Below are 23,706 nucleotides of genomic sequence, written 5' to 3'. Positions count from 1 at the left end.
GTACATCGACGAACGATCTGTGTATGTGTTGTTTTAGTCCCGAATGTGTTGCTTGTCAACAACCCGGTGTTCTACGGTGTGTCCATGACCACATCCGCCGACCCATCCGCGACCACGCTCAGCGGGACCCCGGTCGTCCCGGGAGTCGCCGCCGGACCCGTCCTCCACGTGCGCGGCGAGGTGTCGCCCGACGCGATCGCCCGCTACGGCGACGGCGACTTCGCCGACGCCGACGCCGCGCTGACGGCCTACGACGACGCCGCGGCCGCGGTCGCCGAGACCTTCACCGCCAAGGCGGCCTCCGCCCAGGGCGCGGCGGCCCAGGTTCTCACCGCGAGCGCCGGGCTGGCCCGCGACAAGGGCCTGCGCTCGGGCGTCGCCAAGAACCTGCAGGCCGGGCAGGGTCCCGTCACCGCGGTGCAGGGAGCGGTCGAGCAGTTCGTCACGATCTTCACCAACATGGGCGGCCTGATGGCCGAGCGCGTCACCGACCTGCGCGACATCGAGCGGCGCGTGGTGGCCCACCTGGTGGGTGAGCCCGCCCCCGGCGTGCCGACCCCGAGCGAGCCGTCGATCCTGGTGGCCGAGGACCTGGCCCCGAGCGACACGTCCGGCCTCGACCCCGAGCTGGTCACCGCCCTCGTCACCGAGCGCGGCGGCGCCACCAGCCACACGGCGATCATCGCCCGCCAGCTCGGCATCCCGTGCGTGGTCGGCGCCGCCGGCATCATGGCGGTCCCGGCCGGGGCCTTCGTGGTCGTCGACGGCGAGGCCGGCACCATTGAGCAGGGCGCCGACCCCGAGGCGGCCCGCGCGCGCGTCGAGGAGAGCCGTCGCCTCCGCGAGGAGCTCGCCAGCTGGAACGGCCCCGCCGCGACGTCCGACGGCATGCCGGTCAAGCTGCTCGCCAACGTCGCCGACGGCCCCTCCGCCGAGTCCGCGGGGGTCGAGCCGGTCGGGGGAGTGGGCCTGTTCCGCACCGAGCTGTGCTTCCTCGACCAGAAGGAGGAGCCGACCGTCGAGGAGCAGGCGGAGATCTACAGCGCGGTCCTCGCGCCCTACGCAGACGGCCGCTACGTCGTCGTACGCACCCTCGACGCCGGCTCCGACAAGCCGATCGCGTTCGCGACCCACGAGGGCGAGGAGAACCCCGCCCTCGGTGTCCGCGGACTGCGGCTCAGCTTCGACAACCCCGGCCTGATGGACCGCCAGCTCGACGGCATCGCCGCCGCGGCCGAGCGGACCGGCACCGAGACCTGGGTGATGGCGCCCATGGTCGCCACGGTGGCCGAGGCCGCCGACTTCTCCGTCAAGGTCCGCGCGCGCGGGCTCAAGGCCGGCGTGATGGTCGAGATCCCCAGCGCAGCGCTGCTCGCGCACCGGATGCTCGAGGTCGTCGACTTCCTCTCGATCGGCACCAACGACCTCACCCAGTACGCCATGGCCGCCGACCGGATGGCCACCGACCTCGCGCACCTGACCGACCCCTGGCAGCCGGCCGTGCTCCAGCTCATCGCGATCACGGCCCACGCCGGCACCGAGGCCGGCAAGCCCGTCGGCGTCTGCGGCGAGGCGGCGGCCGACCCGCTGCTCGCCACGGCGCTCATCGGGATGGGCATCACGTCGCTCTCCATGGCCGCGCGCGCCGTACGCCCCGTGGGCGCGCAGCTCGGCAAGGTCAGCTTCGAGACGTGCGAGGCGGCGGCCGAGGCCGCCCTGGGTGCTCCCGACCCGATGGCCGCGCGAGCTGCCGTCCGGGAGCTGCTCGGTCACTGAGCGTTGATGGCCTCCCCGCCTCGTCAGGCGGGACCAGCCTCGGGAGATCGGCCTCCGGCCCGTGGCTCTGGTGATGTCCCCGGAGGCGCCGTCCACCTCAACACGGAGGAACCATGACATCAGCGTACGACCGCTACCGCGCGGCCGATCTCGACCTGCCGGAGGAAGCCTGGGCCTGGAACCTGTGGGGCGCGGGCGAGGACAACATGGGCAAGAACGGCGCGCCCGAGCTGGTCGCCATCCCCGAGCCCGACGCCGACCACATGCTGGTGCGCATCGACAGCGTGGGCCTCTGCTTCTCCGACGTGAAGATCATGCGTCAGGGCGGGAGCCACCCGAAGCTCTACGACCGCGACCTGGCGAAGGAGCCCACCCGGCTGGGGCACGAGGTGAGCCTCACCGTCATCGAGGTCGGTGACCACCTCAAGGACCAGTACCACGCAGGCCAGCGGCTGGCCGTGCAGCCCGACATCTACCAGGACGGCAAGAGCACGGCCTACGGCTACACGATCCCCGGCGGACTGATCCAGTACCACCTCATGGGTGCGGAGATGCTCGAGACCGACGACGGCGCCTGCCTGCTGCCGCTCCCCGACACGATGGGGTACGCCGAGGGCTCCACGCTGGAGCCCTGGGGCTGCGTGATGGCCGCCTACACCCAGCGTCGCCGCCTCGAGCCCAAGGCCGGCGGGACCATGTGGATCGTCGGCCGGCCCGGCGACGAGCGCGACTACCTCTTCTCCTCCGGCCTGGACGCCCCGGCCACCATCGTGATGACCGACGTGCCCGCCTCGGTGGTGGAGCTCGTCGAGCGCACCTCGGCCGACACGGTCGTGCGCAACGGCATCGGCGCCGACGACTACCAGGCACTGGTGGACGAGGTGACCGACGGCGCCGGCTTCGACGACATCGTCATGCTGGATCCTCGTTCCGCGGCGACAGCGGGTGCCGTGGCCAAGCACATCGCCCGGCGGGGCACCCTCAACATGGTGGGCGAGACCGCTCTCGACGGCCTGGTGGACACCGACGTGGGCCGTCTGCACTACGACTACACCGCCTACCTCGGCGGCCGGGGCCCGGACATCGCCGCCTCATACGGAGAGGCGCGCAACCGCTGTGACCTGCGTCCGCAGGGCACGACGGTCTTCGTGGGCGCCGGCGGCCCCATGGGGCTGATGCACGTCCAGCGGGCCATCCAGCAGCCCGACGGCCCCCGGACGATCGTCGCCACTGAAGTGAGCGACGAGCGCCTGAAGGCCCTCGAGGACCGTCTGGCCCACCTGGCGGCGAGCAACGACTGCGAGCTGCTCACCTTCAACTCGCAGACGTCGGACCAGTCGCTCCACGACTTCGTCATGGGGATCACCGACGGCCGGGGGGCCGACGACGTGGTGGTCAGCGTCCCCATCTCCGGCGTGATGGCCGAGGCCGACACCCTGATGAACGCCGACGGCATGCTGGTCTTCTTCGCCGGTGTCCCCAACGGCACGCTCGCGCCGCTGAACCTGAGCGCGGTGTACCTGGACAACGCCCAGTACACCGGGACGTCGGGACTGACCATCCACGACCAGCAGCAGGTGGTCGACCTGGCCGACCGGGGTGAGCTCTCCCCGGGATCCATCGTGGGCGCCGTCGGCGGCATGCGCGCGGCCAAGGACGGGCTCCAGGCCCTGGTCGACGGCAGCTACTCCGGGAAGGTCCTGATCTTCCCCCAGATCCACGACCTCCCGCTCATGGGGCTCGACGAGCTGAAGGAGAAGCTCCCGGACGTCGCCGCGAAGCTGGGACCCGGCGACACCTGGAACGACGAGGCGGAGAAGGCGCTCTTCGACAGCCAGCTGAGCGGCTAGCGCCGACTGTCCGGGGTAAAGCCACAAGGTCGGGCACAAATCGTGCCCGAATGCTTGGCAACATGCCCGAACGTGAGGTTTAATCGCGACATCATGTGATGGGGGTCACCCCCGCGTTCGACTGGAGGACATCAGCATGGCCACAACATTCACGGCCCCCACCGGCTCCGGTGCCAGGGTGCGCGTGCAGAAGTTCGGCACCTTCCTCTCCAACATGATCATGCCCAACATCCCGGCACTGATCGCGTGGGGACTGCTCACCGCCCTGGTCATCGACGTCGGCTGGCTGCCGAACGCCGACCTCGCCACGATGGTCGGCCCGATCATCCACTACGCCCTTCCGATCCTCATCGCCGCGACGGGCGGCCGCATGGTCCACGGCGACCGCGGTGCCGTGGTCGGTGGCTTCGCGGTGATGGGAGCGATCGCCGGCTCCGACCTGCTCGTGGCGAACTTCAACGCCGACCTGCCCGCGGGCGACGCCCCGCTCGGCCAGGTGCACATGTTCATCGGCGCGATGATCCTCGGCCCCCTGACGGCCTACATCATGAAGCGGCTCGACGCCCTCTGGGACGGCAAGGTCAAGGCCGGCTTCGAGATGCTCGTCAACATGTTCTCGGCCGGCATCCTGGCGTTCGTGATGGCGATCGTCGGGTTCTGGGTCGTCGCTCCCGTGGTCAACGAGGTCATGGAGGTCCTGGGCAACGCGGTCGAGTGGCTGGTGGACAACAACCTGCTGCCGCTGACCTCGATCGTCATCGAGCCCGCGAAGGTCTTCTTCCTCAACAACGCCATCAACCACGGCGTCCTGACCCCGCTGGGTCTCACCGAGGCCGCGGACACCGGCAAGTCGGTGCTGTTCCTGCTCGAGGCGAACCCCGGTCCGGGCCTAGGCCTGCTGCTCGCCTACTCGTTCTTCGGCCGCGGTGTGCCGAAGGCGACCGCCCCCGGCGCGGCGATCATCCAGTTCTTCGGCGGCATCCACGAGATCTACTTCCCCTACGTGCTGATGAAGCCGCGCCTGATCCTCGCCATGATCGCCGGCGGCATGACCGGCGTCGCGATCAACGTGGCGTTCGACGTGGGCCTCCGGGCGCCCGCGGCCCCGGGCTCGATCTTCGCCGTGTACGCGCAGACGGCCAGGGGTGACTACCTCGGAGTGACCCTCGGCGTCTTCGGCGCCGCGGCCGTCACGCTCGTCGTGGCGTCGCTGCTGCTGAAGATGGACAAGTCCGACGACGAGGGCGACCTGAGCGCTGCGACCGCGCAGATGGAGGCCAACAAGGGCAAGAAGTCGTCGGTCGCCGGCACCCTGACAGGTGGCGTGGCCACGGCCACCGCCACCGCCACCCGCGAGATCCGCAACATCGTCTTCGCGTGCGACGCGGGGATGGGGTCCTCGGCGATGGGTGCCTCGGTGCTCCGCAAGAAGATCCAGGACGCAGGGCACCCGGAGGTGACGGTCGTCAACAAGGCGATCGCCAACCTCGAGGACAGCTACGACCTCGTGGTCAGCCACCAGGACCTCACCGACCGGGCCCGCCAGAAGACACCGTCCGCCGAGCACGTCTCGGTCGACAACTTCATGGCCAGTCCACGCTACGACGAGATCGTGGAGATGGTCCGCGACAACAACCGGACCTGACGCCCGGACGGTCGAGCCCGGCCCTCCCCCCGKGGGGGCCGGGCTCGACCCTTCGGCGACCACCCTCCGCCGCGAGCGTGTGGTCTGATGATTTCCACCCAGGATCTCCAGACAAGATTTCCAGCCAACCCGACACTGCGAGGAAGAGAGACGCCCCATGAGCGACGTACTGAGCAGGGAGGCCATCGTGCTCGGCGGCCAGGCCACGGACAGGGACGCAGCGATCACCGAGGCCGGTCGGCTGCTGGTCGCGAGCGGCGCGGTCGACGAGGCCTACGTCGACGCCATGCACGAGCGCGAGACCTCGGTCTCCACGTTCATGGGCAACGGGCTCGCCATCCCGCACGGCACCAACGAGGCGAAGGCGCTGATCCGCCACACCGCGATCTCGTTCGTCCGATACGACCAGCCGATCGACTGGAAGGGCAGCCCGGCCCGCTACGTCGTGGGCATCGCGGGTGCGGGTGACGACCACCTGACCGTGCTGCAGGCCCTCGCCGGCGCGTTCACCGACGACGCCAGCATCGCCGCTCTTGACGCGGCGCAGACCCCGGACGACGTGCTCGCCGTCCTGGGCGACGTCAGCGCCTGAGGCGGTCAGACCGCAGTGACGGCGACGGGTACGCCGTTGAGCGCGGCGTTGCCCGACACGTCGAGCAGCTCGGGGTCGGTGAGGTCGTTGACGGAGACGCCCGGCACCTCGCGGCTGCGTGACATCAGGACGCCGTCGCCCGCGTGCCCGTAGCCGTGGGGGAGCGAGACCACGCCCGGCATCAGGTCGTCCGACGCGGCCACCTCGACCTCCACCGACCCGACCCGCGAGGTGACCCGCACCCGCGAGCCGTCCTCGATGGCACGCTGCACAAGGTCGTCGGGGTTCATCAGCAGCTGGTGGCGCGGCCGGCCACGGGTGAGCCGCTCGGAGTTGTGCATCCAGGAGTTGCAGTCGCGCTGGTGGCGGCGGCCGATGAGGACCAGCTCGTCGGCTGCGGGAGCCGGGACGCGCGCGAGGCGGGCCACGTCCTCCACCACCAGGGCGGGCGCCAGGTCGACCCGCTTGCTCCGCGCCGGCAACCGGTCGGGCAGCTGGCCGCCGCGGAGCGGACCGAGGTCGATGCCGGCCGGTCGCCTGCGGAGCTTGGCCAGGGTGACGCCGCTCGACCCGCGGCGCAGCAGCTGCCCGATGAGGAAGGTGGGGCTCGCGGTCAGCCGGGCCCGTTGCACGAGCCGCTTCTTGAGCGGGGCCTTGCGGTCCAGGCGCGCTGCCGTGCGCAGGGTGATCTCGCGGAAGACCTCCCAGTCGTGGCGCTGGTCGGGCTCCTTCTCGAAGACCGCCGGGGTGAACCGGGCCGTGTTGCGCACGGCCAGCAGGTGGAAGACGAGGTCGTAGTGGTCGCGCTCGAGCGCCGTGGTGGGCGGCAGGATCACGTCGGCGTGCCGGGTGGTCTCGTTGACGTAGATGTCCACGGCGGCCATGAAGTCGAGGTCGCGCAACACGCGGTCGAGCCGGGCGCCGTCGGGCGTGGACAGCACCGGGTTCCCGGCGACGGTGAGCAAGGCCCGGACCTGTCCCTCGCCGGGCGTCTCGATCTCCTCGCGCAGCGCCGCCACGGGAAGCTCGCCGGCGGTCTCCGGCAGCCCGCGCACCCGCGAGCGCCAGGCGTCGTGGTGGCCGCGGCCGATCAGCCCCGTGCCCACCGCGTCGATCGCCGGGGTCGTGAACATCGCGCCGCCGGGGCGGTCGAGGTTGCCGGTGAGCACGTTGAGGCAGGTCACCGCCCACTGGCACACGGTGCCCCACGGGCCGGCGGACACGCCGATCCGGCTGTAGACGACGCCGGAGTCCGCGGCCGCGAGCTCGCGGGCGAGGCGGCGGACCTCAGCCGCCGGCAACCCGCTGACCGCCTCGGCGCGCTCGGGGGTGAACCCGGCGACGAGCTCGACCACCGTGTCCAGCCCGTCGACGTACGACGCCACGGTGGGCAGGTCGTCGGGCGAGGCCTCGGCGGTGAGGACGTGCAGCATCGCGAGCAGCACCCACGCGTCGGTGCCCGGTCGGACGAAGTGGTGCTCGTCGGCCACCTTGGCGGTCTCGGTGCGGCGCGGGTCGAGGACGACCATCCTGCCGCCGCGCGCCCGCAGGTCGCGCAGGCGCTGCGGGAAGTCGGGCACCGTCATCAGCGAGCCGTTGGAGGCCATCGGGTTGCCGCCGACCACGAGGAACCACGACGTGCGGTCGATGTCGGGGATCGGCAGGAAGAGCTGGTGGCCGAAGACGAGGTGTGCCACGAGCTGGTGGGGGAGCTGGTCGACCGAGGTGGCCGAGTAGCGGTTCTTCGTCCGGAACGACTTGAACATCGCGGTGCCGTGCGTCATCGACCCCAGGCTGTGGGCGTTGGGGTTGCCGAGGTAGACGCCGAGCGCGTCGTCGCCGTGCTCGTTGATCACGCGCGCGAGGTTGTCGGCGACCAGGTCGAACGCCTCGTCCCAGCCGATCTCCTGCCACCGGGCGTCGTTTCCATCGCCGACACGACGGACCGGGCGCCGCAACCGGTCGGGGTCGGCGTACACGTCGGCGATCGCCACCCCCTTCGGGCAGATGTGCCCGCGGGACAGGGGATCGGCCGGGTTGCCGCGCACGCCGACGACGTCACGCCCCTCGATCGTCAGTTCGAGGCCACAGATCGCCTCGCAGAGGTTGCAGACACCGATCCGCCTCTCGCCCATGTGTGGATCGTCGCACGCCGCACCTCCCACAGGGGGATGACAGCGCAGCGGTCGCGCGCCAGACTCTGCCGAGCCCGGGCCGGGCCACAGGGCCGCCGGGCAGCATCCACCAACAGAACGGAGCACGTCATGGGTTTCGGAGGGCCGATCGGCCTGATCGTCGTGGGACTGATCCTCGCGCTGGCGTTCAACCAGCAGCAGGTGGGTCCCCTCGAGGTCACCACCCTGGGATGGATCCTGGTCCTGGCCGGGGTGCTGTGGCTGGTGCTCACGCTGATCCAGCAGAACACCAAGCGGCAGCACACCACGACCGCCACCACCACCGACGCCCAGGGTCGCCAGGCGTCGACGCAGCGGACCACCGAGTCCGACCCGCCGGCCCCGCCGGCCGTCTGAGCCGCTCGCGGTCCACGTGAACAGGAGCCCCCGCCGGACACGGCGGGGGCTCCTGCGGCGTCGGGCGTGGATTGGGGGAGCCGAGCCGCTCGTTGGTACGCTCGACCGGTTGCCCAGGAGGGCGACACGCCGTCACGACGGCCGCGGAACCAGAGTGCCCCGGTGAACAGGCCCGGGCGCGCCGCGCAACGAGAACCGAAGGAGCCCCCATGTCGATTGGTACCGACGCGGAGACCAAGAAGAAGATCATCGCCGAGTACGCCCTGACCGAGGGTGACACCGGTTCCCCCGAGGTCCAGATCGCGCTGCTCAGCCACCGCATCTCGCACCTCACCGAGCACCTCAAGACGCACAAGCACGACCACCACAGCCGTCGTGGTCTGCTGCTGCTCGTCGGCCAGCGCCGCCGCCTGCTCAACTACCTGCAGAAGACGGAGATCGAGCGCTACCGCTCCATCGTCGAGCGCCTCGGCCTCCGCCGCTGAGTCACGGAGCGGCTCCCCGCCACGGGGAGCCGCTCCTCTCACATCCGGGCCGCGCCGCGCTAGTGTCGTCCCGGCACAACTGAAACAACACCCAACAGGAGCGACCCGCCTCGTCGCCCGGTCCTCGGTAGTGGCCTTCAGATCCCCGCCCTCGGGCGCGTCGATCTGCGGGCCTCGATCGAAGACCGGCCCCGCGGGACCTTCGATGGTCCACCGCACGAGGGGTGGACGCCGCGGATCGCTCCGCGAAGAGAAAGCAGGATCCTGCTTCCATGAGTGAACCCATCATCTCCGCTGTCGAGACCGTCCTCGACAACGGCAAGTTCGGCAAGCGCACGGTCAAGTTCGAGACCGGCCTGCTCGCCCGCCAGGCCGCCGGCTCCGTCACGGCCTACCTCGACGACGAGACCATGCTGCTCTCGGCGACGACCGCGGGCAAGACGCCCAAGGACCACTTCGACTTCTTCCCCCTGACGATCGACGTCGAGGAGCGGATGTACGCCGTGGGCCAGATCCCCGGCTCCTTCTTCCGCTCCGAGGGTCGCCCGGGCGAGGACGCGATCCTCACCTGCCGCCTCATCGACCGGCCGCTGCGCCCGACCTTCAAGAAGGGCCTGCGCAACGAGGTCCAGGTCGTCATCACCGTCATGGCGCTCGACCCCGACATGCCCTACGACGTGCTGGCCATCAACGCCGCGTCGCTGTCGACCCAGCTCTCCGGCCTGCCGTTCTCCGGCCCCGTCGGCGGCGTCCGCGTGGCGCTCATCGACGGCCAGTGGGTCGCGTTCCCCAGCCACTCGCAGCTCGAGTCGGCCGTCTTCGACATGGTCGTTGCCGGTCGCGTCACCGAGACCGGTGACGTCGCCATCATGATGGTCGAGGCCGAGGCGCCCGAGGACACCATCGCCCTCGTGCAGGGCGGCGCCCAGGCGCCGACCGAGGAGGTCGTGGCCGGTGGCCTCGACGCCGCCAAGCCCTTCATCAAGCAGCTCGTCGAGGCGCAGGCCCAGCTCGCCGCCGAGTCCGCCAAGCCGGTCCAGGACTTCCCCGTCTTCCTCGACTACGAGGACGACGTCTACGCCGCCGTCGAGGCCGCCGCGAAGGACGACACCGCCGCCGCGATGACCATCGCGGACAAGCAGGAGCGCGAGCTCAAGGTCGACGAGATCAAGGCCGCGCTGGTCGAGAAGCTCTCCGGCCAGTTCGAGGGTCGCGAGAAGGAGATCGGCGCGGCGTTCCGCTCGCTCAACAAGGCGCTGGTCCGCCAGCGCGTGCTGCGCGACAAGATCCGCATCGACGGCCGCGGCCTGGCCGACATCCGTCCGCTGCACTCCGAGGTCAACGTGATCCCGCGCGTCCACGGCTCGGCGCTGTTCGAGCGTGGCGAGACCCAGATCCTGGGCGTCACCACCCTCAACATGCTCAAGCTCGAGCAGCAGCTAGACACGCTGTCGCCGGAGAAGCACCGCCGCTACATGCACAAGTACGTCTTCCCGCCGTTCTCCACCGGCGAGACCGGCCGCGTGGGCTCGCCCAAGCGCCGCGAGGTCGGCCACGGTGCGCTCGCGCGCCGCGCGATCCTGCCCGTGCTGCCGTCCCGCGAGGAGTTCCCCTACGCCATCCGCCAGCTCTCCGAGGCCATGGGCTCCAACGGCTCCACCTCGATGGGCTCGGTCTGCGCCTCGACCCTGTCGCTGCTGCAGGCCGGTGTGCCGCTGAAGGCCTCCGTCGCCGGCATCGCGATGGGCCTCATCTCCGACGTGGTCGACGGCGAGACGCAGTACGTCGCGCTGACCGACATCCTCGGCGCCGAGGACGCGTTCGGTGACATGGACTTCAAGGTCGCTGGCACGCGCGAGTTCGTCACGGCCCTCCAGCTCGACACCAAGCTCGACGGCATCCCCGCCGAGGTGCTGGCGTCCGCCCTCAACCAGGCCCGCGACGCGCGCCTGGCGATCCTCGACGTGATGGCCGAGGCCATCGACGCCCCGGAGGAGATGTCGGTGCACGCGCCGCGCATCATCACCGTCCGCGTGCCCGTCGACAAGATCGGCGAGGTGATCGGTCCCAAGGGCAAGGTCATCAACCAGATCCAGGACGACACGGGCGCGACGCTGTCCATCGAGGACGACGGCACGGTCTACATCGGTGCGACCAACGGCGAGGCGGCCGAGGCCGCCAAGGCCGCGGTCAACGCGATCGCCAACCCGACGATGCCCGAGGTCGGCGAGCGCTACCTCGGCACCGTGGTCAAGACGACCAACTTCGGTGCCTTCGTCTCGCTCATGCCGGGCAAGGACGGCCTGCTCCACATCAGCAAGCTCCGCGCCCTGGCCGGTGGCAAGCGCGTGGAGGCCGTCGAGGACGTGCTGTCGGTGGGCCAGAAGGTCCAGGTCTCGATCGCCGAGATCGACGACCGCGGCAAGCTCTCGCTGGTCCCCGTCGTCGACGAGGCGGAGGGTGACTCCGAGGAGTCGGTCGACGCCCCCGAGGCCGTCGACGCCGAGTGACCTGACGCTCCTGCTCCACCCACGACCGGTCGGCCGTCTGGCCGGCCGGTCGTGGCGCTTCACCCCCTGCGCCACTCGTGAACCGCCCCTGCTCCGCCCGGAAGGACCCCTGTGCAGAAGAACGGCACCACCCGCACCCTCCACACCGTGAAGGACGCCGACGGCGCGGTCACCTCGCGCGTACGACGTACGGTCCTGCCCAGCGGCCTGCGCGTCGTCACCGAGCAGATGGCCGGCACCCGCTCGGCGAGCATCGGCGTCTGGGTGGCGGTCGGGTCGCGCGACGAGACGCCCGCGCTGCACGGCTGCTCGCACTTCCTCGAGCACCTGCTCTTCAAGGGCACCCCCGAGCGCACGGCGATGGACATCTCCGTCGCGCTCGACGCGGTCGGCGGCGAGTTCAACGCCTTCACGACCAAGGAGTACACGGTCTTCCACGCGCGGGTCCTCGACGAGGACCTCGGCACCGCGGTCGACGTGCTCGGTGACATGGTCACCGCCTCGACCATCACCGCGGCCGACGTCGAGGCCGAGCGCGACGTCATCCTCGACGAGATCGCCATGCACGATGACGACCCGGACGACGTGGTGCACAACCTCTTCGCCCACCAGGCGTGGGGTGACACCCCGCTCGGTCGCCCGATCGCCGGCACCGACGCCTCGATCACCGCGATGACCCGCGCCCAGATCCAACGCTTCTACCGGCGCCACTACCGCCCGGACAACATGGTCGTGTCGGTCGCCGGCAACATCGACCACGCCACCGTCGTACGCCAGGTGCGGCAGGCGTTCGGTCGCGGCGGCTTCCTCGAGGGAGAGGCCGACCCGACCCCCTCGACGCAGTCCGAGCGCGCCCGCAAGGTGAGCCCCGGCGAGGCGCGCACCATCCGCCCGCAGGAGCAGGTCAACCTGGTCCTCGGAGTCAAGGGGATGACCCGCACCGACCCCCGCCGCTACACCCTCGGCGTGCTCAACACCGCCCTCGGCGGCGGCACCTCGTCGCGGATGTTCCAGGAGGTGCGCGAGCTGCGGGGCCTGGCCTACTCCGTCTACTCCTTCGCCAGTCACCACGCCGACGCAGGTGTCGTCGGGGTCTCGGTCGGCTGCCTGCCCGGCAAGTACGCCGCCGTGCTCGAGACCGTGCGCAACGAGCTGGCCAAGGTCGCGGCCGAGGGCCTGACCGAGGAGGAGGTCGAGCGCGGCAAGGGCCAGCTCAAGGGCGGCCTCGTGCTCGGGCTGGAGGACTCCGGCTCGCGGATGTCGCGCATCGGCAAGGCCGAGCTCGTCCACGACGAGCTGCTCACGATCGACGAGGTGGTCGACCGGATCGAGGCCGTCACCCCCGAGGACGTCGCCACGCTCGCCCGGGAGCTCTTCACCCAGCCCGAGCTGCTCGCGGTCGTGGGGCCCACGAAGTCCTGACGCTCAGCGCTTGGCGATGATCCCGATGACCGGGGGAGCCTTCTGCTCCACGACGCTGACCCGGAAGCCGCCGCGGAGGAGGTTCTCGGAGGCCTTCTTCACGATGTTGGGCACCAGCTCGGGGCGGGCGGCCTCGTAGAAGAGGTAGACCGCGCCCCCGGGGACGACGCGCTCGTGCAGGAGGGCGACCTCGTCGTCGCAGGGGCGCACCCAGAACAGGTTGACGTTGAACGCGAAGACCTTGTTGAGACGCTTGACCGGGACGCGGAGCGTGGCGAGGTCGATCTGGCGCACGACGAGCCGGCCGGCGTCGACGTACTTCTGGTTGCGGCGCTTGGTGCGGTCCACGCCCGACTCGGATCGGTCGATCGCGAACAGCTTGCCGGTCTCCAGCTTGGCGCAGATCGCCTCGGCGCCGGCGCCGGGACCGCAACCGATCTCGAGGACCTGGTCGGCCGGTTGGACGTCCATGAGGTCGACGGCCCACTTGATGCGCGGCGGGATGGTCGAAGCAGGCATGGCCCACAGCCTGCCAGACGGCTGTTCGCGCGTCAGCCACCGCCACACACCGATACGCACGGGCCGATACGGTTGACCGCGTGAGCACAGGAGACGAGGCACAGGTCCGGGCCCAGATCCGGGTGGGCGTGCTGGGCGCCCGCGGCAAGGTCGGCTCGGAGGTCTGCCGGGCCGTCGACGGGGCCCCCGACGCCGAGCTGGTGGCCTCGGTGGACGCCGGCGACGACCTCGAGGAGCTCGCCCGGGCGGGCGCCGAGGTGGTCGTGGACTTCACCCACCCCGACGTCGTGATGGACAACCTGCGCTTCTGCATCGAGCACGGCATCCACGCCGTCGTCGGCACGACCGGCTTCGACCAGCCCCGGCTCGACCAGCTCGAGGCCTGGCTCGCCGACGCCCCGGGTGTCGGCGTGCTGATCGCCCCCAACTTCTCCATCGGCGCGATCCTGATGATGCGCTTCGCCGCGCAGGCCGCCCCGTTCTTCGAGTCGGTCGAGGTCGTCGAGCTGCACCACCCCGACAAGGCCGACGCCCCGTCCGGCACCGCGCGGCGCACGGCTGAGCTGATCGCCGCCGCCCGCCGCGACGCCGGCAGCGCCCCGATGCCCGACGCGACGTCCACCGGCCTCGAGGGCGCGCGTGGCGCCGACGTCGAGGGCGTCCGGGTGCACGGCCTGCGCGTCCGTGGCCTCGTGGCGCACCAAGAGGTCATCCTCGGGACGGCGGGGGAGACCCTGACGATCCGCCACGACTCCCTGGACCGGGTCTCGTTCACGCCCGGCGTGCTCGCGGGCATCCGCGCCATCGGCGACCACCCGGGCCTCACCGTCGGGCTCGACGCCTTCCTCGACATCGGCTGAGTCCCGGAGCCGAGCGACCTTCCGGGAGTGCCAGCGGGCGTAACCCGCCGTCGCGGCCGCTCGTTGGGGAGGGTGTCGGGCCCACTCGGGTGCCCGGCCCACCTCTCGGAAGGCCCCCTCCATGCGCAGAACCGCAGGACTCGCCGCGCTCGCCGTCGCCGCCGCCACCGCGGCGCTGCCGCTGACCACCGCCTCGACCGCGCAGGGCGCGCCCGCGGGGGTGCGGGCCGACGTCGTGTCCGACGCCCTCGCCGCGCTGCAGCGACACCCGGGCGCGGCGCGCAGCACCGACGGCCAGGCCTTCGTCGCCGGCACCACCCTCGTCGACCCGGACGGCAGCACGCACGTGCGGTTCGACCGCACCCTGGACGGTCTCCGTGTGGTCGGCGGCGACCTCGTCGTCCACCGTGACGCCTCCGGTGGCTGGGACGGCGTCAGCCAGACGGTGGCCGAGCCGCTGACCGTCGGCACCGACGCCGCGATCCCGAGGACCGCGGCCACGCGCACCGTCCTGGCGCGCAACGCCCGCACCGCCGGCATCCGCGGCGACGACCGTGCCGAGGCGCGTGAGCTCGTCGTCGACGCCACGAGGGCCACGCCGCGCCTGGCGTGGGAGGTCGTCACCGGCGGCACCCAGGCTGACGGCACCCCCTCGCGCCTGGCGACGTACGTCGACGCCCGCACCGGCACGGTGATCCGGAGCGAGGAGCAGGTCGTCAACGTCGACGGACAGGGCCAGACGCTCTACAGCGGCACGGTCCCGCTGCAGGTCAGCGGCTCCGGGACGTCGTACACGCTCAAGGACGCCACGCGCGGCGGCACCTACACGACCGACATGAAGAACGCCGAGGACTCGATCTTCTGCCAGATCTTCGGCGCCGGGTGCTCCACGGGCACGACGTTCACCTCGACGTCGACGACCTTCGGCAACGGCCAGCCCCGCAACCGGGCGAGCGCCGGAGCCGACGCGCAGTACGGCTCCGACGTCACGTGGGACTACTTCAAGGCCGTGCACGGGCGCAACGGCATCTGGAACGACGGCCGCGGCTCCTACAACCGGGTCCACTACGGCAACGGCTACGTCAACGCGTTCTGGGACGGCAGCAAGATGACGTACGGCGACGGCGACGGCGTCGACTTCGGGCCGCTGGTCTCGCTCGACGTCGCCGGTCACGAGATGACCCACGGCGTGACCGAGAACTCCGCGAACCTGACCTACTCCGGCGAGTCCGGCGGCCTCAACGAGGCGACCTCCGACATCTTCGGCACCCTCGTCGAGTTCCACGCGGCCAACGCCAACGACCCGGCCGACTACCTCATCGGCGAGGAGTTCGACCTCAAGGAGCACGCCGGGTTCCGCCGGATGGACCGCCCGTCGTCCGACGGCAGCTCGCTCGACTGCTGGAGCAGCGCCGCCAAGGACGTCGACGTGCACTACTCCTCCGGCATCGGCAACCACTTCTTCTACCTGCTCGCCGAGGGCAGCGGGACCAGGACGATCGGCGGCGTGAGCCACAGCTCGACGACCTGCAACGGCTCGTCGGTCACCGGCATCGGCCGGGACGCGGCAGCGAAGATCTGGTACCGCGCGCTGACGGTCTACATGACCTCCGGGACCACGTACGCCGGTGCGCGCACCGCGACGCTCGACGCGGCGCGGGACCTGTACGGCGCCGGCTCGGCACAGCACACCGCTGTGGCCGCGGCCTGGAGCGCCGTCTCGGTCGGCTGACCACCCCAGCCGACCCACATGGGGAGTGGGGGCGTCAGACGAGGCGAGCCACGGCCGCCACGACCGACGCCCCCACGACCACGACGAGGAACGGCATGCGCAGCAGCAGGGCCACCACGGCGAAGGCGAGGCCCAGCGCGCGTGCGTCGAGCACCAGCTCGGGGCCTGTCGAGAAGACCTGCACGGCGACCAGTGCCGACAGCAGCGCCACCGGGATCAGGTCGGCGACCCGCTCGACCGTCGGGTGCGCCAGCACCCGCTCCGGCAGCGACAGCCCCGCCAGCTTGAGCAGGTAGCACCCGACGCCGGCCAGCAGCACGGCGGTCCACATCAGTGGTGCCTCCCTGCCACGTCGTCGGGCCCGGGGACCTCGGTGGGGTCCTGGCGCTTGCCCAGCACCCCGACGAGCAGCGCCACTCCACCTGCCGCGAGCACCGGCACGCCGGCCGCCGTCGCCGGCACCGCCGCGAGCGCGACGGCCGCGGCGAGGACGCCCACGAGGATGTTGCGCCGGTCGCGGAGCCGCGGCCACAGCAGGGCGAGGAACGCGGCGCCCACGGCGGCGTCGAGACCGAACGTGCGGGGGTCGCCGACGGCCTCGCCGGCGACCGCCCCGACGGCGGTCGCGACGTTCCACAGGACGAAGACGGAGACACCGGTGGTGAGGAAGCCCAGGCGGGTGCCCTCGGTGGTGTCGCGGGTGACCCCCATCGCCGTCGACTCGTCGATCAGCACGTGGGCGGCCGCCACGCGCCGCCAGCCGCGCCAGCGCAGCAGCGGCGCCATCCGGAGGCCGTAGAGGGTGTTGCGGGTGCCGAGCAGCAGTGCCGTCGCCGCACCCGACACCGGGGCGCCTCCCGCGGCCACGACTCCCACGAGGGCGAACTGGCTGGCACCGGTGAACATCAGCAGCGACAGCACGCACGTCTGGGCGATGCTCAGGCCGGAGGCGACCGACACGGCGCCGAAGCCGAAGCCGTACGCCCCGGTGGCCAGGCCGACCGCCAGGCTGTCGCGGACGATCGCCGACCGCTCAGTGGGACTGAGGGCGGCTTCGGACACGCCCCGAGGCTAGGTCATCTGCCGGGCGGGCCCGGAGCCCGTCCCGACCCGCAGCTCAGTGGCGACGGCGTGCGCGGGCGGCGCGGCCCTGCTGCTGGTGGAAGTCGTGGACGAGCACGAACGCCGCGGCGGCCCCCGCTGCGGCACCGGCGACCAGCCCCACCCGCAGGTTGAGCGGGAGCTCCGGCACGGCGCCGAACCAGAGGCCGATGCCGACGCAGACGACGAGCGCGGCGAGGACGAGCACGTACCTGTGCAGAGCGGGAAGCGGACCTAGCATCTGGACCCCCGTGGTGGACCGGCGAGCGGCCGGTCACTCCATGGTGACGCGCGTCACGCGAAATGCAAGTGCCCCACGGGTGAATTACCCCGATCGGGTCATGCCGCGAGAGACGAGGTCAGGCGATCGCCGTGTGGAGGCGTACCTGCTTGACGGTGGTCGTGCCGGTCCCGTCGAGGTCGAGCTCGCGGTGGGCCGTGTCCGGTGCCCAGCCGGCGTCGGTGAGGAACGTCCGCAGGGCGTCGTCGCCGGCGTTGACCCAGCTCACGGCGCGGGTGAAGCGGTCGGCGGCGAGCGTGTCGACGGCTGCCTGGAGCAGCCGCGAGCCGTGGCCCTTCGCCCGCTCCGAGGGGTCGAGGGTCACCTCGGCCAGCTCTCCGTCGGCGACGGGGTCGCAGTCGGGGTCGGTGGCCGCCGAGGTCAGGGCGAAGCCCACCACCCGGTTGCGCTCGAGGGCGACGAGCACCCGGTTGCGGGCGTCGGCCGGACGCGCGAGCACCTGGCGCCACTGCTCGGCGACGGCGTCGACGTCGGTCGGCAGCACCTCGGCCGGCAGCAGGCCGGCGTAGAGCTCGGGCCACGCCCGGACCTGCACGGCGGCGATCGACGTCGCGTCGTCGGCCCAGGCGACCCGCACGGACACGTCGGCACTGGGTCCCCCGCCCGCGGGGGAGTGGCTGTGGGACATCAGCGCGGGCTCATCGATAGGTCTCGGGGAGCTTCTCGCCGATCTTGACCTGCGGCTTGGGCAGCCGGAGGAACTTCATCTGCAGGGACCGCATCGCGGCGTAGAGCGTGGTGCCCTTGACCGGCTCCTCGGGGAAGCGGCGGGCGAGCTCGCGGCGCAGCCGGAACCGGAGCATCACGATGTCGAGGACGATCACCAGCAGGGTGGTGAACAGGACCGTGTTGCCGAGCTGGACCATCGTCGAGCTGCCGGAGTAGCCCAGCACCATCGACACGATCAGCAGCGGGACCATCAGCTCGATGAAGGAGAAGCGCGAGTCGACGAAGTCGCGGATGAAGCGGCGCACGGGACCGCGGTCGCGGGCGGGCAGGTACTTCTCGTCACCGGTCTTCATCGCCTGGCGCATCTTGCGGGACGTGTCGCCGCGCGCGGCGCGCTGGGCGGCGGCCTGCTCCTTGCGCGTGCGGGGCACCTTCGCACGGGCCCGGGCGGCTGCCTCGGCCTCCTTGCGMGTCGGCGTGGGTCGACCCTTGCCACCCGCCTTCAGGTCGGTGGTGGGGGTCTCCGGCTCGGAGTTGGTACGACGGAACACGCGTGCTGCCTTCACATGGCTACGAGAGGAACGGATGGACGGATCGTGACGGTGTGACCAGCCTATCGTCGCGACCCGCCGGGCGCGGCGTCGCGGGATGCCCTACCTCCGCCTTGGGTTTGGTTCTAGGGTGAGAACGACAGTCCAGTCGTTCCAGCCACCACCCCCGCATGACCAAGAGAGGGTCTCCACCCCGATGAGTCTCATGAAGCGCATCAGCCTGATCTTCCGCTCCAAGGCCAACAAGGCCCTGGACAAGGCGGAGGACCCCCGCGAGACCCTCGACTACAGCTACCAACGGCAGCTCGAGCTCCTCTCCAAGGTCCGCCGCGGTGTCGCCGACGTGGCCACCAGCCGCAAGCGCGTCGAGCTGCAGGTCAACCAGCTCGACCAGCAGGCGGCCAAGCTGCAGGGACAGGCCGAGAAGGCCATCGGCGCCGGTCGCGAGGACCTCGCCCGCGAGGCGCTGACCCGCAAGTCGGGGCTCGCCTCGCAGATCACCGCTCTCAAGGAGCAGCAGGCGACGCTCCAGGGCGAGGAGGAGAAGCTCGTCCTGGCGCAGCAGCGGCTGCAGGCCAAGGTCGAGGCCTTCCGCACCCGCAAGGAGACCATCAAGGCCACCTACACCGCCGCCGAGGCGCAGACGCGCATCGGCGAGGCGATGTCGGGCATCGGCGAGGAGATGGGCGACGTCGGCCTCGCCATCCAGCGTGCCGAGGACAAGACCGCCCAGATGCAGGCGCGCGGCCAGGCCATCGACGAGCTGATCGCCTCCGGCGCCCTCGACGACGCCTCCCAGCTCAACGCCGGCGACGACATCACGCGTGAGCTCGACGCCCTCAGCTCTGGCTCCGACGTCGAGGCCGAGCTGGCGCGGCTCAAGGCTTCGAGCGCCCCGCAGGCCATCGAGTCCTCCGAGACGGGCGGCGACATCCTCGCCGAGGAGCCCGAGACCGTGCGCGCCGAGGGCGAGACCAACGAGGGCGGTCGCGCATGATCGTACGCATCCTCGGCGAGGGTCAGTACGACCTGGACGACCACGCGCTCGACGCCCTCAACGGCCTCGACAACCAGATCGAGCAGGCCGTCGACTCGGGTGACGAGGCGATGTTCCGCACGGCCCTGCACGGCCTGCTGTCCGCCGTCCGCGCGAGCGGCTCGCACCACGAGCTCGACTCGCTCGACGAGTCCGACCTGATCCTGCCGCCGCCGGACGCGACCATCGACGAGGTCCGTGAGCTCTTGGGCGACGACGGCCTCATCCCTGGCTGAGGTCGGCCGACTCGTGGCCACCTCCCGCTTCATCAAGGACTCCGGGCTGACCGCCCGGATGACCCTCACCATGTTCCTGCTCGGGGCGCTGTTCGTGGGCCTCGTCTCGCTGGTCATCGCCTACGTCAACAGCGCCGGCGGGGCCATCGCGGTCGCAGCCATCGCGATCGGCATCGCCTTCTGGCAGTGGTGGAGCTCCGACAAGGTCGCGATGCGGGCGATGCGCGCCCGCGAGGTGAGCCCGGAGGAGGCGCCCGAGCTGCACGGCATGATCGACCGGCTCTGCGCCCTCGCCGACATGCCCAAGCCGCGGGTCGGTGTCTCCGACCTGCCGGTCGCCAACGCTTTCGCGACCGGTCGCTCGCCCGACCGTGCGGTGGTCTGCGTGACGACCGGCATCCTCCAGAAGCTCGATGCCGAGGAGCTCGAGGCGGTCCTGGCCCACGAGCTGAGCCACGTCGCCCACCGCGACGTGCTGGTGATGACGATCGCCTCGTCGGCCGGCATCGCGGCGGGCCTGCTGATGCGCTTCACACAGTTCGGCGGCATGGGCCGCTCGCGCGGCAACAACAACAGCGCCCTGCCGGTCGCCCTGGTCGTGCTGCTCGTCAGCCTGTTCGTGTACGCCGTCAGCTTCGTGATGCTGCGCGTCCTCTCGCGCTACCGCGAGCTCTGCGCCGACCGGTCGGGCGCCTACCTGACGATGAAGCCGGCAGCCCTCGCCTCGGCCCTGCAGAAGATCAGCGGCGAGTCGGCCGCAGCCATCCCGACGAAGGACCTGCGCACGGCCAACTCGGCGAGCGCGCTGTGCATCGTCCCGGCGTTCGCCGGTGGCCTGAGCGGCCTGATGGCCACCCACCCGCCCCTCCAGCAACGGCTCGAGCAGCTCGCCCGGATCCAGGCCGAGCTGAGCCGGCCGAACGACTGAGGGGACGGCGATGGGACTCTGGGAGGCGATGCGCGCGCGGACGCAGCCCAAGCGCAACAACCTCGACGCGCTCTTCCACGTGCCGAGCGCGGCGATCACGCTCCAGACCGCGCTGGGGTTCGAGCCCACCGGCGCGGGATCGGTCTGCTACCGCTCGGCTGCCGGGGCGGCCTTCGCCCAGACCCAGGCCGACGTGCTGGCCCTGATCCGTGACGACGCCGAGGCGCCCGAGGTCGAGATCACCCAGGACGACTTCGGGTTCACCTGGCTCGTGGTCGCCGGTGACAAGGACGACGTGCCCGGGCTGTGCACCGACCTCCACGCCGTCAACACCACGCTCGAGCTCAACGGGTTCGAGTCCGGCCTGCTGTGCTCGATGGTCCCGTTCGCCAACGCGTCGGGTCAGCGCTTCGGCCTCACCTACCTCTACAAGCAGGGCACGTTCTACCCCTTCGCGCCCTCGGGCGAGCAGACCCGCGACACGCTGCTGGAGCTGTCCGTGCGCGACCTGCTGGGAGCCGAGCTCCCCATGGAGCCGGACCTGCAGCGGTGGCTGGCGGTCTGGAAGGCCCCGGGGCTGTGACGGACGCGGAGGCACGCGACCGCTCGATCGCGGCGTACGACGTCCTCGACGGGGCGCCACGCCGCGAGCTCGACTCCCTCGTGCAGCTCGCCGCCCAGGTCGCCGGCGTGCCCTTCGCCGCCGTCAACCTGCTGAGCTCCCACTCGCAGCACCAGGTCGCGACGGCCGGCTTCGACGGCGCCGACTCGCCGATCGACCACTCGATGTGCCGGCTCGTGGTGGAGAGCGGCACGCCGATCATGCTCGAGGACGCCGGTGACGACGTGCGCTTCGCCCACAACCCGTGGACGACCGGCGAGCTCGCCGACGTGAAGTACTACGGCTCCCACCCGCTCACGACACCCGCCGGCGTCACCATCGGCACCCTCTGCGTCTTCGACGACCGGTCCCACGAGGTGACGCCCCAGGCGGCCCGAGGCCTGGCCCAGCTCGCCGACCGCGTGGTGGACGTCCTCGAGCTCGAGCTCGCCTCGCGCCGCCTCAGCGTGGCCAACGCCCGCCTCAGCACCTCCAACGAGCGCCTTGCCCAGTTCGCCGGGCAGGTCAGCCACGACCTGAAGAACCCGCTGACGTCCATCTCGCTGTCGCTCGAGACGCTCGAGCTCGACATCGAGGAGCCCGACCAGCTCGACACCCTGGCCCGCGCGCGCCGCGGCGTGGACCGGATGACCGACCTGATCAACAACCTGCTGGAGTTCGCGCAGCAGGGCCAGGCCCCGGGTGAGGACGTCGTCGACCTCGCCGTGGAGATGCAGTCGGCGCTCGACGACCTCACCGGGCGGATCCCCCGCGAGCAGGTGGGCGTGGGCGAGCTGCCGCTGGTGCGCGGTGACGCCGGCCAGCTGCGGTCGGTGCTGATGAACCTCGTCGACAACGCGGCGAAGTTCACCGTCGCGGGCGAGCAGCCCGACGTCGAGGTCGACTCGATGCCGGTCGACGGGCACCACCGCGTCGAGGTGCGCGACCGGGGCCGCGGGATCCCGGACGAGAAGCGCGAGCGGGTGTTCGCGCCGCTGGCGCGCCTCGACAAGACCGTCGAGGGCTCGGGCATCGGGCTGGCGACGTGTCGTCGGATCGTCGAGGCCCATGGCGGCCAGATGGGCGTCGAGGACCGCGAGGGCGGCGGAGCCGTGTTCTGGTTCGAGCTGCCCCGCGCCGACGCCTGAGCCCGTCCCGCGCAGGTCGCGCCGGGGTCAGGGCAGCTTGGCCTGCTTCATCTGCCGCGAGGCGTAGACGTTGCCGATGACGGTGCCGTCGAGCCAGGCGGTGAGCCGCTGCGCCTCGAGCTCGAGGGCGGCGAGCCCGTCGGGTCCCACGTCCTCGAGCAGGGACAGCCGCACCACCCCCTCCTCGTCCTGGACCCAGCAGCCCACGATGCGGCCGTCCCACCACGCCGTGGTGCCGGCGTTGCCGTTGGTGTCGAAGAGGTAGGGGACATGCTCCGGGGCGAGGTAGAAGCCGCGCGACTTCCAGCCCATCACCGTGGGGTCGAGCGTCGGCAGGAGTGCCGCCCACGGCTCGACGGGTCCGCTGTCCTCGTCGGCGGGGTGGACCCAGCCCGTCGTGCCGTCGTCGAGGTCGACCTCGACGGCGCCCAGGTCGGCCAGTGCCCGGGTGACGGCGGTCTTGGTCGACCCCAACCACCACTGGATGTCGGCCGCGGTGCCGGGTCCGAAGGTGGTCAGCCACCGGTCCACCAGCGCGGCGTAGCCGGGGTCCTGCCCGAGCGGCTCGTCCACGACCCCCAGCCAGTCCTCGGCGGTCGTCCAGGTCGGCTTGTTGAGGCGCCAGTGCCCGGCGTTGCGCCCGCGCAGGGCCTTCCCCTCGAGGCCGAGGTGGGTGAGCACCCAGGGGGCGACCGACACGGGTCGGTCCCACGTCTTGTCGGTCGTGCCGCCGACCATCCCGGCCAGCTCGGGGACCTCGGCGCGCAGCTCGGCGGTGGTCGCCGGCCCCGCCGCCAGGCGGGCGAGCGTCGCGTCGCGGGCGGCGTCCAGCCACGCCTCCCCGTCGGGGGCGATGCCGCCGGCGGCGATGGCCTTGGCGATCCGCTTGCGCTCCGAGGTCGCCACCCGTGCCGAGGCGCTGCCCCATGCCGCGGGCAGCAGCTCACGTGGGAAGACGAACAGCGTCCGTCGCATCGCGAGCTGCTTCACCACCGACCGGGCGTCGTACAGCTCCGCGTCGACGTCCTCGGGCTTGACGCCCTCGGCGCGGGCGGCGACCGCGAGGTGCACGGTGGCCGCCTCGGTCGCGTGCAGGACCGTCATCGCGCGGGTCACCTCGGCGACGTCGGTCAGCCGGTGCGCCGGCGCCAGCGCGTGTCGTACGGCGATCCGGCTGCGGCGCTCGGAGTCGCTGATCCGTCGTCGTGCCATC

23 protein-coding genes are annotated in these 23,706 nt (G+C 71.5%); 15 read left to right on the top strand and 8 right to left on the bottom strand.

Annotated features, from left to right (window positions below; genetic code table 11):
- Positions 1-84: 84 nt before the first annotated feature.
- From ptsP to AC1DP1_RS15240, 4 genes are all read left to right on the top strand, one after another.
- Positions 85-1,776 carry a phosphoenolpyruvate--protein phosphotransferase gene (ptsP, locus tag AC1DP1_RS15255; protein ID WP_477507523.1) on the top strand — a complete coding sequence of 564 codons (1,692 nt, stop codon included), beginning with the start codon at positions 85-87 and terminating at the stop codon, positions 1,774-1,776.
- A gap of 113 nt (positions 1,777-1,889) precedes the next feature.
- Positions 1,890-3,626, top strand: a complete 1,737-nt coding sequence (locus AC1DP1_RS15250; RefSeq protein WP_477507522.1) for an alcohol dehydrogenase catalytic domain-containing protein — start codon at positions 1,890-1,892, stop codon at positions 3,624-3,626.
- A 136-nt stretch (positions 3,627-3,762) separates the two neighbouring features.
- Positions 3,763-5,271 carry a PTS mannitol transporter subunit IIBC gene (locus AC1DP1_RS15245; RefSeq protein ID WP_477507521.1) on the top strand — a complete coding sequence of 503 codons (1,509 nt, stop codon included), beginning with the start codon at positions 3,763-3,765 and terminating at the stop codon, positions 5,269-5,271.
- A gap of 157 nt (positions 5,272-5,428) precedes the next feature.
- Positions 5,429-5,863 carry a PTS mannitol transporter subunit IIA gene (locus AC1DP1_RS15240; protein ID WP_378543272.1) on the top strand — a complete coding sequence of 145 codons (435 nt, stop codon included), beginning with the start codon at positions 5,429-5,431 and terminating at the stop codon, positions 5,861-5,863.
- Positions 5,864-5,868: 5 nt separating this feature from the next.
- Here the strand turns inward: AC1DP1_RS15240 and AC1DP1_RS15235 are convergent, their stop codons facing one another.
- Entirely contained in the window at positions 5,869-7,998 is a 2,130-nt protein-coding gene (locus tag AC1DP1_RS15235; RefSeq protein ID WP_477507520.1) for a molybdopterin-dependent oxidoreductase, read from the bottom strand.
- A 129-nt stretch (positions 7,999-8,127) separates the two neighbouring features.
- Here AC1DP1_RS15235 and AC1DP1_RS15230 point away from each other — a divergent pair, with 129 nt between their 5' ends.
- The 4 genes from AC1DP1_RS15230 to AC1DP1_RS15215 all read left to right on the top strand — a co-directional run bounded on the left by AC1DP1_RS15230 (position 8,128) and on the right by AC1DP1_RS15215 (position 12,811).
- On the top strand, positions 8,128-8,394 hold the full coding sequence (locus AC1DP1_RS15230; protein WP_191196801.1) for a DUF6458 family protein: 267 nt from the start codon (positions 8,128-8,130) through the stop codon (positions 8,392-8,394).
- Between the two features lie 209 nt (positions 8,395-8,603).
- Complete coding sequence (rpsO, locus tag AC1DP1_RS15225; RefSeq protein WP_056906479.1) at positions 8,604-8,879, top strand: 30S ribosomal protein S15; 276 nt, start codon at positions 8,604-8,606, stop codon at positions 8,877-8,879.
- A 272-nt stretch (positions 8,880-9,151) separates the two neighbouring features.
- The gene (locus AC1DP1_RS15220; RefSeq protein ID WP_477507519.1) at positions 9,152-11,389 is read left to right on the top strand and encodes a polyribonucleotide nucleotidyltransferase; all 2,238 of its coding nucleotides are present in this window, start codon (positions 9,152-9,154) and stop codon (positions 11,387-11,389) included.
- Positions 11,390-11,500: 111 nt separating this feature from the next.
- Positions 11,501-12,811: a M16 family metallopeptidase gene (locus AC1DP1_RS15215; protein WP_477507518.1), complete on the top strand. Its 1,311-nt coding sequence runs from the start codon at positions 11,501-11,503 to the stop codon at positions 12,809-12,811.
- 3 nt (positions 12,812-12,814) lie between these two features.
- Here the strand turns inward: AC1DP1_RS15215 and AC1DP1_RS15210 are convergent, their stop codons facing one another.
- Positions 12,815-13,330, bottom strand: a complete 516-nt coding sequence (locus tag AC1DP1_RS15210; protein ID WP_191196803.1) for a class I SAM-dependent methyltransferase — start codon at positions 13,328-13,330, stop codon at positions 12,815-12,817.
- A gap of 116 nt (positions 13,331-13,446) precedes the next feature.
- Between AC1DP1_RS15210 and dapB the strand changes: the two genes are divergently transcribed.
- Positions 13,447-14,190 (top strand): 4-hydroxy-tetrahydrodipicolinate reductase, encoded by a 744-nt coding sequence (gene dapB, locus AC1DP1_RS15205; RefSeq protein ID WP_477507531.1) that lies wholly within the window; start codon positions 13,447-13,449, stop codon positions 14,188-14,190.
- 121 nt (positions 14,191-14,311) lie between these two features.
- A complete protein-coding gene (locus tag AC1DP1_RS15200) occupies positions 14,312-15,922 on the top strand; it encodes a M4 family metallopeptidase (RefSeq protein ID WP_477507517.1) in 1,611 nt (536 codons plus the stop codon).
- A 34-nt stretch (positions 15,923-15,956) separates the two neighbouring features.
- Here AC1DP1_RS15200 and AC1DP1_RS15195 read toward each other — a convergent pair whose 3' ends face one another.
- The 5 genes from AC1DP1_RS15195 to AC1DP1_RS15175 all read right to left on the bottom strand — a co-directional run bounded on the left by AC1DP1_RS15195 (position 15,957) and on the right by AC1DP1_RS15175 (position 18,559).
- Complete coding sequence (locus tag AC1DP1_RS15195; RefSeq protein ID WP_191196805.1) at positions 15,957-16,253, bottom strand: AzlD domain-containing protein; 297 nt, start codon at positions 16,251-16,253, stop codon at positions 15,957-15,959.
- Positions 16,253-16,984, bottom strand: coding sequence for an AzlC family ABC transporter permease (locus AC1DP1_RS15190; protein WP_477507516.1), 732 nt, complete (start codon positions 16,982-16,984; stop codon positions 16,253-16,255). The genes AC1DP1_RS15195 and AC1DP1_RS15190 overlap by 1 nt, the downstream gene beginning before the upstream one ends.
- Before the next feature lie 55 nt (positions 16,985-17,039).
- The gene (locus AC1DP1_RS15185) at positions 17,040-17,264 is read right to left on the bottom strand and encodes a hypothetical protein (RefSeq protein ID WP_477507515.1); all 225 of its coding nucleotides are present in this window, start codon (positions 17,262-17,264) and stop codon (positions 17,040-17,042) included.
- Positions 17,265-17,382: 118 nt separating this feature from the next.
- Positions 17,383-17,952 carry an N-acetyltransferase family protein gene (locus AC1DP1_RS15180; RefSeq protein WP_477507514.1) on the bottom strand — a complete coding sequence of 190 codons (570 nt, stop codon included), beginning with the start codon at positions 17,950-17,952 and terminating at the stop codon, positions 17,383-17,385.
- 10 nt (positions 17,953-17,962) lie between these two features.
- Positions 17,963-18,559 (bottom strand): DUF3043 domain-containing protein, encoded by a 597-nt coding sequence (locus AC1DP1_RS15175; protein WP_477507513.1) that lies wholly within the window; start codon positions 18,557-18,559, stop codon positions 17,963-17,965.
- A 181-nt stretch (positions 18,560-18,740) separates the two neighbouring features.
- Between AC1DP1_RS15175 and AC1DP1_RS15170 the strand changes: the two genes are divergently transcribed.
- The 5 genes from AC1DP1_RS15170 to AC1DP1_RS15150 are packed head-to-tail and all read left to right on the top strand — an operon-like array spanning position 18,741 to position 22,493.
- Positions 18,741-19,541: a PspA/IM30 family protein gene (locus AC1DP1_RS15170; protein ID WP_457185284.1), complete on the top strand. Its 801-nt coding sequence runs from the start codon at positions 18,741-18,743 to the stop codon at positions 19,539-19,541.
- Entirely contained in the window at positions 19,538-19,816 is a 279-nt protein-coding gene (pspAA, locus tag AC1DP1_RS15165) for a PspA-associated protein PspAA (protein WP_457185286.1), read from the top strand. The genes AC1DP1_RS15170 and pspAA overlap by 4 nt, the downstream gene beginning before the upstream one ends.
- Positions 19,817-19,829: 13 nt before the next feature.
- The gene (gene htpX, locus AC1DP1_RS15160) at positions 19,830-20,744 is read left to right on the top strand and encodes a zinc metalloprotease HtpX (protein WP_477507512.1); all 915 of its coding nucleotides are present in this window, start codon (positions 19,830-19,832) and stop codon (positions 20,742-20,744) included.
- Positions 20,745-20,754: 10 nt separating this feature from the next.
- Positions 20,755-21,327, top strand: coding sequence for a PspA-associated protein PspAB (pspAB, locus tag AC1DP1_RS15155; RefSeq protein ID WP_457185290.1), 573 nt, complete (start codon positions 20,755-20,757; stop codon positions 21,325-21,327).
- A complete protein-coding gene (locus tag AC1DP1_RS15150; RefSeq protein ID WP_477507511.1) occupies positions 21,324-22,493 on the top strand; it encodes an ATP-binding protein in 1,170 nt (389 codons plus the stop codon). Before pspAB ends, AC1DP1_RS15150 begins: the two co-directional genes overlap by 4 nt.
- 27 nt (positions 22,494-22,520) lie before the next feature.
- Here AC1DP1_RS15150 and AC1DP1_RS15145 read toward each other — a convergent pair whose 3' ends face one another.
- Positions 22,521-23,705, bottom strand: coding sequence for a winged helix DNA-binding domain-containing protein (locus AC1DP1_RS15145; protein ID WP_477507510.1), 1,185 nt, complete (start codon positions 23,703-23,705; stop codon positions 22,521-22,523).
- Position 23,706 lies beyond the last annotated feature (1 nt).

The sequence above is a fragment of the Nocardioides sp. P4_G10 genome (assembly GCF_056401175.1).
This window is presented reverse-complemented; position numbering and strand designations above follow the sequence as displayed.

Bases quoted from the DNA above. Each gene is read 5' to 3' on its own strand.
- ptsP (WP_477507523.1), top strand. From the start codon at position 85: ATGACCACATCCGCCGACCCATCCGCGACCACGCTCAGCGGGACCCCG.
- AC1DP1_RS15250 (WP_477507522.1), top strand. From the start codon at position 1,890: ATGACATCAGCGTACGACCGCTACCGCGCGGCCGATCTCGACCTGCCG.
- AC1DP1_RS15180 (WP_477507514.1), bottom strand. From the start codon at position 17,952: ATGTCCCACAGCCACTCCCCCGCGGGCGGGGGACCCAGTGCCGACGTG.
- AC1DP1_RS15230 (WP_191196801.1), top strand. From the start codon at position 8,128: ATGGGTTTCGGAGGGCCGATCGGCCTGATCGTCGTGGGACTGATCCTC.
- AC1DP1_RS15235 (WP_477507520.1), bottom strand. From the start codon at position 7,998: ATGGGCGAGAGGCGGATCGGTGTCTGCAACCTCTGCGAGGCGATCTGT.
- pspAB (WP_457185290.1), top strand. From the start codon at position 20,755: ATGGGACTCTGGGAGGCGATGCGCGCGCGGACGCAGCCCAAGCGCAAC.
- rpsO (WP_056906479.1), top strand. From the start codon at position 8,604: ATGTCGATTGGTACCGACGCGGAGACCAAGAAGAAGATCATCGCCGAG.
- AC1DP1_RS15195 (WP_191196805.1), bottom strand. From the start codon at position 16,253: ATGTGGACCGCCGTGCTGCTGGCCGGCGTCGGGTGCTACCTGCTCAAG.
- AC1DP1_RS15145 (WP_477507510.1), bottom strand. From the start codon at position 23,705: ATGGCACGACGACGGATCAGCGACTCCGAGCGCCGCAGCCGGATCGCC.
- AC1DP1_RS15185 (WP_477507515.1), bottom strand. From the start codon at position 17,264: ATGCTAGGTCCGCTTCCCGCTCTGCACAGGTACGTGCTCGTCCTCGCC.
- AC1DP1_RS15200 (WP_477507517.1), top strand. From the start codon at position 14,312: ATGCGCAGAACCGCAGGACTCGCCGCGCTCGCCGTCGCCGCCGCCACC.
- AC1DP1_RS15220 (WP_477507519.1), top strand. From the start codon at position 9,152: ATGAGTGAACCCATCATCTCCGCTGTCGAGACCGTCCTCGACAACGGC.
- AC1DP1_RS15240 (WP_378543272.1), top strand. From the start codon at position 5,429: ATGAGCGACGTACTGAGCAGGGAGGCCATCGTGCTCGGCGGCCAGGCC.
- pspAA (WP_457185286.1), top strand. From the start codon at position 19,538: ATGATCGTACGCATCCTCGGCGAGGGTCAGTACGACCTGGACGACCAC.
- AC1DP1_RS15245 (WP_477507521.1), top strand. From the start codon at position 3,763: ATGGCCACAACATTCACGGCCCCCACCGGCTCCGGTGCCAGGGTGCGC.
- AC1DP1_RS15170 (WP_457185284.1), top strand. From the start codon at position 18,741: ATGAGTCTCATGAAGCGCATCAGCCTGATCTTCCGCTCCAAGGCCAAC.
- AC1DP1_RS15210 (WP_191196803.1), bottom strand. From the start codon at position 13,330: ATGCCTGCTTCGACCATCCCGCCGCGCATCAAGTGGGCCGTCGACCTC.